At 53.5% G+C, this 14,906-nt stretch carries 10 protein-coding genes; 2 read left to right on the top strand and 8 right to left on the bottom strand.

The features are described 5' to 3' along the window. Both B3K89_RS04840 and B3K89_RS04835 read right to left on the bottom strand, forming a co-directional pair. The coding region (locus B3K89_RS04840) for a TolC family protein (RefSeq protein ID WP_345907144.1) at nucleotides 1-1,055 on the bottom strand (1,055 nt) is incomplete at its 3' end. Between the two features lie 110 nt (nucleotides 1,056-1,165). Beyond that, the gene (locus tag B3K89_RS04835; RefSeq protein ID WP_293909949.1) at nucleotides 1,166-2,317 is read right to left on the bottom strand and encodes a GGDEF domain-containing protein; all 1,152 of its coding nucleotides are present in this window, start codon (nucleotides 2,315-2,317) and stop codon (nucleotides 1,166-1,168) included. A gap of 210 nt (nucleotides 2,318-2,527) precedes the next feature. Here B3K89_RS04835 and B3K89_RS04830 point away from each other — a divergent pair, with 210 nt between their 5' ends. Next, entirely contained in the window at nucleotides 2,528-3,028 is a 501-nt protein-coding gene (locus B3K89_RS04830) for a cyclic nucleotide-binding domain-containing protein (protein WP_293895497.1), read from the top strand. On the opposite strand, the gene B3K89_RS04825 is transcribed toward B3K89_RS04830, so the two are convergent. The 3 genes from B3K89_RS04825 to B3K89_RS04815 are packed head-to-tail and all read right to left on the bottom strand — an operon-like array spanning nucleotide 2,997 to nucleotide 8,892. Further along, the gene (locus B3K89_RS04825; RefSeq protein WP_293895494.1) at nucleotides 2,997-4,217 is read right to left on the bottom strand and encodes an MFS transporter; all 1,221 of its coding nucleotides are present in this window, start codon (nucleotides 4,215-4,217) and stop codon (nucleotides 2,997-2,999) included. The two genes, B3K89_RS04830 and B3K89_RS04825, sit on opposite strands and share 32 nt — an antisense overlap. A 38-nt stretch (nucleotides 4,218-4,255) precedes the next feature. Then, the gene (locus tag B3K89_RS04820) at nucleotides 4,256-7,678 is read right to left on the bottom strand and encodes a hypothetical protein (RefSeq protein WP_345907143.1); all 3,423 of its coding nucleotides are present in this window, start codon (nucleotides 7,676-7,678) and stop codon (nucleotides 4,256-4,258) included. Continuing rightward, nucleotides 7,678-8,892 carry a metallophosphoesterase family protein gene (locus tag B3K89_RS04815; protein ID WP_293895489.1) on the bottom strand — a complete coding sequence of 405 codons (1,215 nt, stop codon included), beginning with the start codon at nucleotides 8,890-8,892 and terminating at the stop codon, nucleotides 7,678-7,680. Before B3K89_RS04815 ends, B3K89_RS04820 begins: the two co-directional genes overlap by 1 nt. Before the next feature lie 199 nt (nucleotides 8,893-9,091). On the opposite strand from B3K89_RS04815, the gene B3K89_RS04810 reads away from it, so the two are divergent. Further along, on the top strand, nucleotides 9,092-9,820 hold the full coding sequence (locus B3K89_RS04810; protein WP_345907142.1) for a CPBP family intramembrane glutamic endopeptidase: 729 nt from the start codon (nucleotides 9,092-9,094) through the stop codon (nucleotides 9,818-9,820). Here B3K89_RS04810 and B3K89_RS04805 read toward each other — a convergent pair. The 3 genes from B3K89_RS04805 to B3K89_RS04795 all read right to left on the bottom strand — a co-directional run. Then, nucleotides 9,787-11,571 (bottom strand): NADH-dependent [FeFe] hydrogenase, group A6, encoded by a 1,785-nt coding sequence (locus B3K89_RS04805; protein WP_293893709.1) that lies wholly within the window; start codon nucleotides 11,569-11,571, stop codon nucleotides 9,787-9,789. The genes B3K89_RS04810 and B3K89_RS04805 overlap by 34 nt on opposite strands. Next, nucleotides 11,564-14,716: an FAD-dependent oxidoreductase gene (locus B3K89_RS04800; RefSeq protein WP_293893712.1), complete on the bottom strand. Its 3,153-nt coding sequence runs from the start codon at nucleotides 14,714-14,716 to the stop codon at nucleotides 11,564-11,566. Before B3K89_RS04800 ends, B3K89_RS04805 begins: the two co-directional genes overlap by 8 nt. Then, a partial coding sequence (locus B3K89_RS04795; RefSeq protein ID WP_293893715.1) for an NAD(P)H-dependent oxidoreductase subunit E occupies nucleotides 14,713-14,906 on the bottom strand: 194 nt, incomplete at its 5' end. The genes B3K89_RS04800 and B3K89_RS04795, both read right to left, overlap by 4 nt.

Here is a 14,906-nt window from a genome sequence, read left to right as displayed (position 1 = left end):
ACCGCCTGTTGACGCTGGAGGGCCAACTTCTGCAGCGAGTCATCCAACTTGGCAAGACCGACCTTGGTTCGGGAGTTGGGGAGCAGTCCATCGAGGGGGATGCGCACACCTATTGAATACTTGGCTGAATCGCTGAAGTCATTCAGATACTGATCACTCCAGAACGAGAGGTCATAAGAGCCTCCTACAGACAAGGAGGGAAGTAAAGCCTGTTTGCTGTTCAGCTCCTTGGTGGTTCTGAGCTGAGCCATGTTCAAATCCAGCAGAGCAATGGAGTAGCTTTTCTGCAGGTACTCAGCAAGCTGTTGGACTTCAAGTTCCTTGACCATGGAGGGAATCTCACCCTCTACGGTCAACTCCTGGTCCAAATCCATACCAAGCATTGCTTTCAATGTAAGAAGGTTCGATGCATACGCATTCTTTGCCTGCTGCAGCGAGGGCTTGAGCCGTTCGGCTGCCAACTGACTGGAAAGCACCTCTAGCTCCGAGGCAAATCCCTGCTCATACTTGAGTTTCACCTCTTCATACTGCTTCTGGGCAAGTTCAAGATTGGCCTGCTGTACATTGATGTTCTGCTCTTCCATCAACAAATAGTAGAACAGTTTGGTAATGGTCCTCTCCACCTCGGCCTTTGCCTGCTCGTAGGTCACCTGTTGGATCTGATAGGCGATCTGGTACGAGTCCATCTGACTTTTAACTGCAGGGTTAAGGGTGAGGGAGACATCAAAACTTACACTGAGTCCCCGATTTGCATACACCATTGGATTATCAACAGTCAGGCCAGTCAAAGGGTTGGTAAAAGAAGTAGTAGCCGCATTGAACACCGGCCCACCTCCTGCATTGGAGAGGGTGAGTGATAGTGTTGGGATAAACAAATTCCAGGAGGTATCGACATCGCGCTTTGCCGTATTGACATCCAAGGCGGTGCTGGTAAGCGAGAGATTGTTGGTTCGCCCTAATTGCAAGGCTTCTTCCAAGGAAATGGCAGGCAATGCAGAGAGGGAGAAAAGAAGCAGAAACGATAAGGCTGCAAGTATCAGTGCTTTTTTAGACATACGTAAATCCTTATTGTTGTAAACATGTAAACAATACTCATACAGGAAAAAAACGGCAACTGATGGAGCTAAAATTTGCCATGAAAATCATAACTCTATCAAGATGTTTGTTATTTACAGAAATGGAAGACTACAGAACGCCCATCAGTGTCTAGTTTTTTGCTCTCCTGCTTTGCCGTATACATGCCTAAGTCCAACTGTTGCAGGAAGGCGTCGAGATTCTCGTAATCTTCCATCAGCAAAGGAGCACACCCTACACTTACGGTGATGGCATCGGCTATCCGTCCCGATGCATTGAATTCGGTAAGCTTTTGCTCAAGGCGCGCAAGAATTTGCAGCACTTCCCTCTCTGTCAGAGCCGAGGTCAGAAGGGCGAATTCATCGCCCCCATACCGACTGACGATTGTATGCTTTGGAACCACTTGTTCCAGAAAACGGGCGAATTGAATCAACGCTGCATCGCCTTTTGCATGACCATAGGTGTCATTGATAACTTTGAAACCATTGATATCCAAAAGGCAAGCCCACTGGGTTTTTCCAGGCTTTTTTCTGGCGAAGGCAAGATCAGCCATTCTCTGAAAATATCTACGGTTGAACAACCCGGTCAGATAATCGCGGTTGACCTGATTCGATTCCACGTTGAAGAAGAGAATCAACAGAGAAATGGTGAGACTGATCCACAGCACCTCGACGCCATAAAACAGTATCTGCAAAAGACCTGCAATGGCGACAGGAAAGGGAAACACCAACAGCGTACTGTAGATTTTTCTCTGCAGTTGGTCGTGATGGTGCAACAGATACACCGGCCCGAAAAGCAGATACAAATAGTTGTTGATAACCGTGAGAAAGAAGTACGGCCCCCTGCTGTATCGTGACAAGTCATCAATGACAAAAACCCAGCCAGTCCAAGCACTTGCAAAAGACAGTATTGCCAGGAACAGGCAAGGCAGTAAAAGCAACAGAACAAATCGCTTGCTGACACGGTTTCCAATCATATACTGGATGAAAAGAAAGTAGAAAACACCGGGGGCTGCATTCAAGGTATAGAAAAGGGAGGTAAGCAAGGTTAGAAGCGGGGCAAGCTCTGCACGTGGATGGTAGATACCCAAAATATCCACACAAAGCTCCAATGCCAGCAAAGCAAAATTGCTTGCCCAAAGGGCGAGAAACATACGGTCCGCTTGCTCCAGCTTGCCGTGTTGCTTGAGGAAGAAATATAAGAGAACCAACAGGATCGACATGCCGAGTACGCTGTTTTGCACTGAATAGATAAGCAGGGTGGACCTCCTACAGCAGTATCAGTAAATTTGCCAGAACTCTGTGAGTACTGTATCCCGCCATTTTCGATACGTCCAATGAAAAACATGTACACGAAGCTATAAAGGCTGACTCGCTCTCCCTTTGTTTGCTTTTTATTGACGAATTGAGGGCAAAAAACTTGCGTATGCAATTCAACGCCTGTACGATAAGGCATGAGCGAATGCACATTAGAGAATGAATTTCTCTGCAAACACAGCATGTTCGGGGGGCTTTCTGACGAGGAACTCTTGTTGATCAAGAGTTATTTACAAGAGCATACCTATCCTCAGAACACAACAATCCTTCAACAGGGTCAGAGCAACAACAGCGTGCACTTCATCGTCGAAGGAGAGGTTGCCATCGTCCGACAATCAGAGTCAAACAAAAAGCAGAGCAGAATCATCACCACCCTGCATAAGGGAGACTCGTTTGGAGAAATGGAACTCATCGACATCCAAAGCTGCGCCGCTTCGGTTGTCAGCCTGACGGAAACCAAAATCATCACCCTGTCAAACAAGGACATGTACAAGATTTCCCAGGCAAACCTGAAGACCTACACCATGCTCATACTCAACCTTGCCAGGGACATCAGCCGCAGGCTCCGGTCAGCCGATGAGATGTTGGCCTTGGTAAAGAACCGGGCTACCTTGCCTCCTGTTTCTTCATCCTCGTAAGGAAAATCACCATCAGGATGGGGAAGATGGATCCGATGAGCATGCCGCTTCTGAGCGCCGATTCCTCCAAAGTCAAATGCTTGAGCCACGGAGCCACTTTCACCAACGAAGGGGCCACATCTGCAGTCAGGCCTATGAGCCAGGGACCGAAAGCAGCCCCTGCATCACCTCCGGCGGCAAGAAATGCAAAGAGAGAAGAGCCTGCATAGGGAAAGCGATTGGCACCATTGACGACCGAACCCGGCCACAAGAGACCGCTGCCGAGCCCTGCAAAAATGCAAGCGACAAGACTGATGACGGGCAACGGACTGAATGCGGCAATCAAGTAACAGGCAATGCAGAGCACACTGCCGAAAAGCATGGCTTTATAGAGAGGAAATTTGTCGCCCCACGATCCATAGACAGCACGGATGGAGCCCAAGAGGAGGGCGAACAAGCAGAGCCCCAAAAGATCGCCGACTTCCTTGGGCAGCCCCAAGGAGGCTTCCACAAACGCACTGGTCCACTGCGACATGGAGACCTCGGTAGCACCGCCTACGGCAATTCCCAATATCACGAACAGAAAATAACGCGAGCTGAGCAGTTCCCGAATTTTCGTACGCTTTTCCTCACTGATTGCGGGAGCGAGGGGAACACGGAGGAAGTTGAAGAAGTTGATCAGCGGGAAGACCGACCAGATAAGCACCAGAATCGGCCAGTTGCTGCGTCCCAGCACCTTGATCATCAAGGTGGTCCCGACAACGACGACGATGAAGCCCCATGCATAGAAGGAGTGCAGCAGGCTCATGGCCTTCTCCTTCGAGTCATTGGGGATGGCCTGGACGATTGCACTGAGGAGGAGTTCGAACAAGCCGCCGCCGATTGAGTAGATGACCGTTGCAACCATCAAGCCGACGTAAGGGTTTGCTGGAAATAGTTTTGGGGCGGACGCCAACAAAACGAATCCGATAAAAGCCAGGAAGTGGCCCAGGATGATGAAGGGCCTCACCCCCCATTTGTCCACCGGGCGGCTGAAAGCCAAGTCGGTCACTATCTGGGTGAAAAAGTTGAGCAACGTCAACCTTCCAGCCTGCTCGAAGGTGATACCGAACTCATGCATGAACGTCACATACAAAAGCGGGGCAAGGTTGCAGGTCAAAGCCCCGATGAAGTTGCCCAAATAACAGGCGCGGATGGTGGATTGATACATGGGGCGTAGTATACGCCAAAGGCAAGGAAAAAGGAACCTTAATTCTCGATATCCAGACTCAACAGGTACCTTTGTACAAGCCGGTAGTTTTCACTGTCCACACGCAGCTCGGGATTGGAGAGACAGAGTCTGCTCAGAATCTGAGCAATCGGATAGGAAGCCTCATCGGTGGCGAAACCCTTTTCGAACAAGTAGGCGGCAAGAGCATCCCTCGCAGCATCCCTGAAACCTTTGACCACCCTTGCGTCGATGGCAGCAAGCACATCGTTTCCTGTCCTGCGTTCTTCCTGCAGGAAGACCTGCAGGCTCTCGTAGTAAGCAGCACTGCGATTCAGTTTCAAGGCTTCGTCCGAAACATCGTATACAGTAAGGACCTTCGGCCTGCCGGTTCTCGCCAATGCCTGGGCTTGGGCCATCAAGGAAAAGCGATCCTGATACGGCTCCCCCACCCGGGCCGCTTGACCGGCAAGGGAAAAACCCCGTTCCAAGAGGTGATGCAACTCTTGGCTGTCGCTGCACAGGTACCAACTGCTGAGACTTCCGATCGGATCATGCAAGAGGGGTGCTGAAATCCCCAGAGCCCTGCCATACTCCTGATAATCTGCAAGCGGTTCGATGAGTGGCATTACCTCCACCTTCACCGCGGAGAAGGGACTTTGCTGGATACGGTAGCTGCGCTTCTCGTCCTCCAACCCGATCACCTGCAACTCCCCCTTTGCCACATCCTTGAGCTTGGTCACCTCATCCAGTTGTGCGGTGCAATAGAAGACCTGCCGGTCCTTGGAAATCTCAACAATGGCCTCTGCGATCGCCAAAGACCTCTGGTCGTCGCTGTTGGCCATCAGTTCGTCAAAGAAGACGGGGAAATGATACTCACCCCCGCTTTCCAGCATCTCCAGGAAAGCCATTCTCACCGCAAAGAGCAGTTGGACCCGGGTACCGCTTGAGAGCTCCGTCAGGGAGAAACTTCGGCCCAATGCAGTGTCCAAGGCAGTGAAGGTTCCCTTGCCCATGGCCAGTGAGAACCGGTTTGCCGTGATGCGCAGCAACCATGAACTTGCACGGCGGACCACCTGCGGCACATGCTTCGATTCCGACTCTTGCTTCACCTCCTCACAGAGGGTGTACACCATGCGCTGGTGCACTTCCTCTCTTCGTTGGGCCTCCAAGGCCTCCTTGGCCTGCTCGTACTTGAGCAGGGCTTCCTCCAACTTGGTATCGGAGCACAATGAATCATACCGCTCCCGCTTTCTCCCGTATTCTTCACGCAGATCCTCCAGATGCACAAGCTCGGCCTGAGTATCGGCGAGCATACCAGAGACTTCGTGCAGTGTGGTGCTTGCAGCAAACTCAACTATTTCCGGCTGATATGCATTCAGTGATTGCTCATACACACGCTTTTGATCTTCAAGCTCGCGATACTTTTCATACTGGCTCTGCAGGTTCTCAAGACTCTGCAAGTCTCCGACGGTAAGCCGGAGTCGTTCAAACAGCTGCTGCAAATCCGATGCAGATCTGCCCTGTCTCTGTTCTTCCTGTGCAAGCAGCTCCTTTTGGCTTTTCAAGCGGTCATGAAGCTTGGATGCACTTTGGATGGTTTGTATCAGCTGTTGCGCCCCGGCTATGATATCGACAACCTCGGTCTCCTGCAACCTGCACAGCTGTGCCAAATCGGAGGCCGCAGCTTGGAGCCGGCCCCTTGCCTGCTGCTCATGTGCAGCAGCCTGATCATGGGCACTGACTGCGTGCACCCAATCCTTGAGGAGAGGAGACAGATGAAAGAACTGGGATCCTTGCAGATTCGGCTCCTCGGTAAGGTTGAGCGTCCTGCTTGCTTCCTCCCATTCGTCAAGCCACACCTCATATGCGGCTTTGGCCTGCTCATAGGTTTGTTTGGCCTTTCTTCGCCTCTCATTCTCCCCTTCCATGCGCTCCAGTTCGGCCATCCTTGCAAGAACGTTCCGAAGCAGGCTCGCAATACCCGCTATATCGAAAAAGTCAAGAGTGAATGAGCCCAGCTGCTTTTCCAGCCGGGCTTGATAGGAAGCCAGCAAAGCTTGAAGGGACTGGTACTCTTCATTGGGTTTGTGCCTTAAAAAGAGCAGCCCGAATAGGGCGACAGCCAAGGTTCCGAGCAAACCGAACACCGGAGAAAAGGCAATGGATAGCAGCGATCCAAAAAATGAGAGTGCGATTGTTCCAAGAAGCAGTACTTTGCCGGAGTGAGGCTTGGTTTTCGGCATGGAGTTCACGTTGCCAAGCGTCTCGATGCAAAGAAGCAGCGTTGTTTTCAAAGCTTCAAGCTTCTCTTTCTCCTGCAGATCGACATCGACCATTTCCCCCAGTTGCCGGACATGGGTTTCTGATGCTGCAAGATTGCAACGAAGCGGTTCGCAACTATGAGCAAGCTTGGCCAGCTTTGCCACCATACGTTCCAGATTGCCTTGGTCCGGGACCTGGCTCACCAGCCAGGACAGTTGCTCTTCGCACACCTTCAAAGCAGTCTTGGCACTCTGCAGTTCCTTTTCTTGGGAGCGTACCTGGCTTTCAAATTCCTTGATTGCATCGATCCGGGCGGTAACGACCTGTATAAAGTTGGGGTTATCCAGGAATTCGGGATCGAGATTGAGGTTGTCCAAAGCCGCTTGGTCGACCTGGATGGCGGCCAGCCGCTGTCTCACCGCTTCATCGGCTTGGTCCAAGGCTGCCTGCAATGCTTGGGCATCCTTGAGCGTATGCTCATTCAGCAGGGCAAGCCTGCCGTCATACCCCTGCAAGTCAGCAAGCAGAGCCCGTCTCGCATCAAGCGTCTCAAGATATGCTTGCACCAATTTCAATCGAACAGAGGTTTGTTGCATGGCAGGCTGACGAGACAGCTCACTCTCAAGATGGGTGATGTCGGTCTTCAGCGAGACGTTGGCCTGCAACTCCGTTCGAATCTCATCATAAGCTTTATACGCATCAGCAACACTTTTGGCAAGCGCAATTCTTTTGTTGGAAAACGCTGCAATGCCTTTGGCTTGCCGCAGTGCAAGCTGAAGGTCGATCCCGCCTTGCATCTCTCGTTGGATGGCTTGGAGAAATACACTCTGCGAGCCTTCAGCTTCCAAAAGCTCGTGCAACGGGAACCAGTAGGCATCCGCATACTCATCGTTTCGTCCCGGCAGGCGGGTCTCTTCACCGGTATCGAGGCGCTTCTGTACGAGCTTGCCCTGTGACAGGCTCAGATGCCACTTCTGCCCTCCCGAGTCCAAATGAGCCTCTGCTTCCAGGTTTTTCGGGCAGTCGGATGCGAACAACAAGCAACGCATGGTCCGAACCATTGTGGTCTTGCCTACTCCGTTTGGTCCATGGACGACATTCAGGCCGCTGTGGAGGGAGAGCAAATCCGGGAAGGTATGGCTGGGAAAGCCGGGTGCATGAAAGAGCGAGAACGAAGTGAACTGATGCTGTTTCCCCATTATCGTTCTCCTTCTTTTTGCACAACCATCGCTTGCAACAGCCGCATGCCGGCTTGCCTGGCCAGGTTTGCAGCTTCTTCCAAACTCAGGCTCGAGCTGTCCAGCCTGCTGTACGCCGAGCTGTTACAGCTCTCTTCGTTGAGGCTTAGGTACTGCCTCGCCAATCGGTCCAACTGAATCGGATCGAGCAATTTTCTGGCAAGCAGGGCATCGGGCCCGCTACCCATCGACAGCTGTTGCAAGTCGATTGCAAGCTCGGTTTGGTCCTCATAGCGATCGAGCAGGTAGGCGACAACACCTTGTTCTTCTATGAAGAAGACATCGTCGTCCCCCACCTTTTGCATGATCTGGTCAAGGTTGAGAGAAAGAGCGAGTGTGCCGGTGAAGACAGCCTTCACAAAGAGTGTCCCTTCATACTTGAGCTCCTGTATACACTGGCGGATGCTCTTGGTAAGTTGTTTCTGTATTCCATCGGCATCCGCGATGCCGCTGACGTCTATGCAACACGTCTCATACCGATACGGGCAGAGAGGAATGAAGAGCGGCTCTTTGAAGTGCAGGTCTTCTTCCGTTTCCAAGAGATAGAGGCCATGCTCACCCATCTCATTCACATCGAGGGCGTACGGGGAGCCGCAGTAGTATGCCTTGGCTGCTCCGACCCTGCCTTTCTTGTGGATGTGCCCAAGCATCCAGAGGTCTACGCCGCTATGAAGCAGGTCTTGTTCCTGTACCGGCGCATAGGCAGAGAGCGCGGTGCCGTAGTCGGCATGCAGCAAGCCCAGGTTTATGAGTGAGGGATTGGGCAGGTCGCTTGGGAACTCTTTCAGAGGATTGGTTTCTTCGTGGCTCGAGCGAAACGACCAGCCAAGAAATCGGACACACCCGATGTCCAGGCTCTCCCATTTGCCGCCGAGGCCGAGGATCGTGATGGCATCGCTGTCCTGCACCAGGCGGGGAAAGATATTCCAGTCATGATTGCCCCCCACGCCGATGACCCTGATACCCGCTTCCTTGAGCGTCTGCAATCCTTTGAGCAAGGGGCCGTACACCGAAAGCCAGGCTTTTTCCTGTTCCACCACATCACCGACCAGTACAACCACATCTACTGCAAGACTGAGGGCTTTCTCTATGATGGCATCCCAACTGCTATGACCCGATTGCGCCAATACAGGCTTTCTGCCCATATGGATGTCTGCACATGCCAGAATTCTCATACTGCCTCCAGAATCCTGAGTATACCATATGCACAGGAGCATCCCAATCGGCAAAGTGAAAAATTTGGACGGCTTTTCCTCCTTGTGTATTGACCTTCCGACTGCTGATTCATACAATGCATTACGCTTGTTATATATCGTATGCTATATAAAAACCTTCATGCATCCCGTCGCCTTGCTTTACCAAAAGGAGTCACCTATGAATCGCAGTTTGGAAACAAAACCCGTCGCACATGCCCTCGTGTGGATTGCCCTGTACATCATCATCGTCAACATCGGAGACGCCATGGGAGGCATTCCCAACCTCTCTACCAGCCTTCTGCTGACCGTCTTGTCAGTAGTACTCTATTTCTATTCGAAAACCAGAATACCTATGGGTTTTGACATCTTTTCCAAAAGCGAAGCAAAAACAGTCTTGTATTATCTGCCGCTAGGAGCCTTGGTCGTCATTGCCTACCTTGGAGGAGTCGAATCCTCCCTTAGTTTTAGAGACATCCTGATAGCCGTACTGCTGATGGCAAACGTCGGGTATCTGGAAGAACTGTTGTTCCGTGGGTATTTGCTTGAGGCCATTGAACAGGACAAAGGCAGGCGGCGGGCTGTGATCATCAGCGGCATCACCTTCGGCCTCGGCCACATCGTAAACATCTTTCGCGGATACGAAGCACTCGAGCTTGTCGCCCAAATAACCGGGGCCATCGCCATCGGCCTGGTCCTGGCCCTTCTGGTTGTGGAGACCCGGAACCTCATCCCCGGCATCCTGTTTCACATTCTCTTCAATATCGGTGGAACCATAACCGTACAGCACAGCAGCAGAGAAGCGCTTCTGCTGCTGTGGATCATCGGCATTTCCGTACTCTATCTACTCTTTCTTCTCAAGCACCTTCCCACAAGTCAATCAAGCGGATACACCACCCGCTTGGTGTAAGTTGTATGCAGCAGGTGGTGGCTCATCGGCGACAACGGCTGGTCCAGGAAACGGGCATACAAGTCTTGGATTGCCGGGTTCTCATGGGACTTTCGAATCGGCTTGTTGCGGTCCTCCTCATAAATTGATTGCGCCCGCTTGAGGCGGATATCGGCGGTGGTTGGAATGGGCTGGCCCCCGCCGCCAAGACAGCCGTCGGGGCAGGTCATCACCTCGATGAAGGTATACGGGCTGGTACCGGCCTTGATCTGGTCGAGCAGAACCCTGGCGTTGGACAAGGTGTTGGCCACCGCCACCTTGATCGTGCTCTCGCCGAGCTTGAGGGCGGCTTCACGGATTCCCTTCCGCTCACGAAGCTGGGCGAACTCGACCTCTTTTAGTACATTTCCGGTCAACTTCTCCACAGCTGTCCGCAAGGCGGCTTCCATCACCCCTCCTGAAGAGGCGAAAATAACCGCACCTCCCGTGGAAGCTCCCAAGGGATCGTCAAACTCTGACGCTTCCAAACCGGCAAAGTCTATGCCTGCCTGCTTGAGCATCTTGGCCAGCTCCCGGGTGGTGAGGGCCCAATCAACATCACAGAAGCGTTCTTCCTCCGATAGATTGAGTCGTTCCTTCCAATACACAAAGGAGCTGTCCATTTCGCTGCGACCGGCTTCAAACTTTTTTGCCGTACAGGGCATGATCGAAACCACCCGTATCTTTCTGGGATCGAGGTTTGCCTGCTCGGCATAAAAAGTCTTGGCGATGGCTCCGAACATCTGCTGGGGTGACTTGCAGGAGGAGAGATGACCTACCTGCTCGGGGTAGAATGTTTCGATGAACTTGATCCACCCCGGCGAGCAGCTGGTTATCATGGGAAGCTGCCCCTGATGGGTGAGTCGATGAATCAGCTCGTAGGCTTCCTCCATAATGGTCAAGTCGGCTGTAAACTGGGTGTCGAACACCTTGTCGAATCCCAAGGCCCTGAGGGAACTGACCATTTGGCCGGTCACCAGGCTTCCCTCTCCCAGGCCCATCGCCTCTCCGAGCCCTACCCTTATGGCGGGTGCGGTTTGCACCAAAACCACCAACGATGGGTCTTCAAGTGCATCAAAGACCTGCTGGACGTGGCTTTTCTCTGTAATGGCTGCGGTCGGGCAGACAAGCGAGCACTGTCCGCAATTGGTGCAGACTGAATTGCCCAATCCTTCGTCGTAGAAGGTTGCAACCTTCGTCTTCAGTCCGCGTCCCACCATCTGGATGGCAGAGACCGACTGCATCGTGGCACACACCTGTACACAGCGATTGCAGAGTATGCAGGCATTGGGATCGCGGATGAGGGATGCAGAGGTGACGTCAACCCCCTCGAATTTTTTCTTGGTCCGAGGAAACCGGCTTGTACGGACGCCCAGCTGCTGGCTCAGTGCCTGCAGTTCACAATTGAGATTGCGTTCACAGGAGGTACAGAGAAGCGGATGATTGGCCAACACCAATTCAAGATTGAGCTTTCTGGCATGCAGGACCCGTTGGGTATGGGTATGGATCACCATGCCCGGCATAACGGTATGCATGCAAGAGCGAATCAAGCGTTTGGCGCCCTCCACCTCCACCATGCACACGCCGCAGGAGCCGTGAGAGTTCACATCCTTGAGGTAACAGAGCGTTGGAATCTTGATGCCGGCACGCTCGCAGGCATCGAGAATGCGGATTCCTCTTTCCACGGTGACGGTTTTCCCATCGATGGTACAGCTGATCATCTGCTCATCCATTGCTCACCTCCTGAATTTTGATATCGCAGCGCAGACACCGTGCGGCTTCCATGCGGGCTTGTCGGCCGGTATACCCACGATTCACCTCGGCAAACGAGAGCCGGCGATCCTTGGGTGAAAGTTTCACCGCATTGATGGCCTTCCCCTCATAGAGCGTTTTCCCCACCGTATTATCGTAGCTGAACGTGGTGAAAAGTGTTGCAAAGCGGTCGATGCCCATCAACTTTTGGTCGATGATGCGTGCTACTTCCTTGCCTTGCCCCATGGCCTGGGCGGCTGTCGAGGGCCCGGTGATGACATCCCCGATCGCCCAGACGTTCTCAAGGTTCGTCTTGTAGCCGTAGTGTGTCGCCTCAAGGTATCCATACTTGGAAACGGCAAGTCCCAGCCTTGTCAGCAACGGGGTATCGACACGCTCTCCTATGGCTACGATTACCGTATCACAGCCAAGAACGCTTTTCTGTGCACTCTCCGTCCGCTGTCTTCTTCCACTGAGGTCATACGGACCCAGCTGAAGCTGATTCAGTTCAAGACCTTGTATCCGGCCCTTTGCATCACGCAGAACCTGCGAGGGGGCTACGTCGAACACAAAATTAATGCCTTCCGCAAACGCTTCCTCGATCTCACTGCGGTTGGCAGGCATCTCATCCCTTCCGCGACGGTAGGCTATGGTTACCTGGCAACCCAATCTCCATAGAGAACGGGCAACATCGATGGCGACATTGCCGCCTCCAAGAATCACCACCCGGCTTCCCACATCGGCTTCTTGTCCTTCACTGAGGAGCCTGAGAACCTCGGTACCCTGCAGGTACCCCGGTCCTTCACTTCCTTGTAGATCCAGTGTTGCATGGTGATAGGAGCCCAAGGCGAGAATCACTGCATCACTATCGGCTTGCAGTGCGGCCAGCTGTACATCACGACCGAGGGCTTTGCCCAAGGCGAAGTTGACGCCGAGGGTAGAGAAAAGTTCAAGTTCCTTCTCCAACACCTCCTTGGGCAGTCGGTAGTTGGGAATACCGTAGCGCAACACGCCTCCAGCCTTCTGGTGCTCGTCGTAGACAGTCACCTCATGGCCCAGCCTCCTGAGGTAGAAGGCCGCAGACAGTCCGGCGGGTCCCGCCCCTACTATCGATATGCGTTTCTTGGTCTGAGTGGGCATTCTGTCCAGAAGCGCCTGATACACATCCTGCTCCTGGCCCATCTTGTAGAGGGTATCGGCAAGGTAGCGATGCAGCTCTCCCTGATGCACAGGCCCGTCCAAGTCGTCACGCCTGCAGCGCATCTGGCAGTGGAAGTGACAGATGCGGCCCAAGGTGCCCGGCAGGGGATTGTCCTCCAAGGTGGAGGTAAAGGCCTCAACCAGACGATCTTCCTTCAAGAGTGCGATGTATGAGGGGATTCGCATGGCAAGCGGACAGGAGTTGGAGCAAAGCTCCCCCACCAGGGCTTCACAGGTTCCAGCCTCACACTTGCCTCGTTTGATATGGCTCTCATACTCCTCGGGAAAATAGTTGAGGGTGGTGATGACTGGGTTCATCGCCGATTGACCCAGGCCGCAGAGGGAGGTGTCGCTGATGTGCAGGCCCAGCTCCTTGAGTGTCTCCAGGTCCTCCTCCTTGCCCTTCCCTTCACAAATCCCCGATACCAGACCAAGGGCCTGGCTCAGGCCCTCCCTGCAGGGGGTGCAGGTTCCGCAGGACTCCTTGGTCGTAAATTCCAAGAAATACCGGGCGGAGTCGACCATACAGTTGTCGCTGTCCATGACCACCATCCCCCCCGATCCCATGATGGCTCCCAGCGCCCCCAGACTCTCATAATCGATGGTGCTGTTGAACAGTCGTGCGGGGATGCATCCACCGGAGGGACCGCCGCTCTGCACTGCCTTGATCTTCTTGTTGGCGTTGACAGGCCCGCCTCCTGCTTCATAGATAAGGGTGGTAAGCTTTTCGCCGAGCGGCAGTTCGACCAAGCCGGTGTTCTTTACCTTTCCCACCAGGGAGAACACCTTGGTTCCCGGACTGGAGGGTTTGCCGATCCTGGCAAACCAGGCGCTTCCCTTGGCGATGATCAGGGGTATGTTGCACCATGTCTCCAGGTTGTTGATGGTGGTCGGACGACCCAGAAATCCTTTTTGGGCGGGGAAAGGAGGCTTTACCCTCGCCCTTCCCGCATTTCCTTCCAGCGAGGCGATCAGGGCTGTTTCCTCACCGCAGACAAACGCGCCCGCCCCTTCCACAACAGAGAGGTTGAAGCTGAACTTTCGGTCCAGGATATTGTTACCCAGAAGCCCCACTTGATAGGCTTGGTCGATGGCGATGCGAAGCCGCTCCACCGCCAGAGGATATTCGGCGCGTACGTAGATGATTCCCTCCTGGGCACCGGTGGCATAGCTTGCGATGAGCATGCCTTCGATAAGCATGTGAGGATCGCTTTCCATCTCATTGCGGTTCATATAGGCACCGGGGTCGCCTTCATCGGCATTGCAGATGAGGAACTTCGGCTCGCTGGGTTCCTTGGCCATCATCTCCCATTTGAGCGCGGTGGGGAAGCCCGCCCCTCCGCGTCCTCGAAGCTTGGAGTCCTTCACTTCCGCCAGCACTTCGCTCCTGCTCATTCCTCCCAGGACTTTCTCCAACGATCGATACCCGCCGACGGCTACATACTCTGCAATGTTTGCCGGGTCGATGAGGCCGGCATCACGCAGCACCAATTTCTTTTGTGCATGGAAGAAGGGCACTTCATGCCAATGAGGAAGTTCTTCAAAGCCCTCCCCGTAGGTGTGAAACGCCAGATGGTGATCCCATTCTGTGATCCTGCACAAGGCCTTCGGCTTATAATAGGTACCTTGCTTCAGGTCATCGAGAATAAGCGGGACATCGGAAACCTCTACCTTGGACAACCACACCAAGGGTTTGCCTGGAAGCTGGAGCGAGACCAAAGGCTCTTCGCTGCAGCAGCCGAAGCAGCCTACACTGCGCAGGCTTACTGCCAGATTCCGCTTCTCCTTCTCTTCCTTGAATGCAGCGTATACCTGTGCGGCACCGCTTCCGATCCCGCATGTCCCCATCCCTACTGCGATGCCGGGGTTGCTTGGATACATACTCTGTCCGCCTTCGAGCTGGAGCCTGTCCAATAGTTTGTTCATGAGACCTCCTTGCCTTCGAGAAGCGATTGCAGCATCTGACTGAGCTTTTGCTCCGTCACGCGGGAATGGATGACTGAATCAATGGCAATGACCGGAGCCAGCGCACATTGGCCGAAGCACGCCACGGTGTGGACGGTGAACCGTACATCGTCGGTGGTGGCAGTCCCCTCTTCATCAAGCTGAAGGTTCA

It is taken from the genome of Sphaerochaeta sp. UBA5849 (genome assembly GCA_002432715.1).
GTDB lineage: Bacteria > Spirochaetota > Spirochaetia > Sphaerochaetales > Sphaerochaetaceae > Sphaerochaeta.
The sequence above is the reverse complement of the archived record's forward strand: the minus strand, read 5'-3'. Positions and strand labels throughout refer to the sequence as shown.

Excerpts from the sequence above, each read along its gene's own strand:
- B3K89_RS04825 (WP_293895494.1), bottom strand. The coding sequence starts at position 4,217 with ATGTATCAATCCACCATCCGCGCCTGTTATTTGGGCAACTTCATCGGG.
- B3K89_RS04800 (WP_293893712.1), bottom strand. The coding sequence starts at position 14,716 with ATGAACAAACTATTGGACAGGCTCCAGCTCGAAGGCGGACAGAGTATG.
- B3K89_RS04830 (WP_293895497.1), top strand. The coding sequence starts at position 2,528 with ATGAGCGAATGCACATTAGAGAATGAATTTCTCTGCAAACACAGCATG.
- B3K89_RS04810 (WP_345907142.1), top strand. The coding sequence starts at position 9,092 with ATGAATCGCAGTTTGGAAACAAAACCCGTCGCACATGCCCTCGTGTGG.
- B3K89_RS04805 (WP_293893709.1), bottom strand. The coding sequence starts at position 11,571 with ATGGATGAGCAGATGATCAGCTGTACCATCGATGGGAAAACCGTCACC.
- B3K89_RS04815 (WP_293895489.1), bottom strand. The coding sequence starts at position 8,892 with ATGAGAATTCTGGCATGTGCAGACATCCATATGGGCAGAAAGCCTGTA.
- B3K89_RS04820 (WP_345907143.1), bottom strand. The coding sequence starts at position 7,678 with ATGGGGAAACAGCATCAGTTCACTTCGTTCTCGCTCTTTCATGCACCC.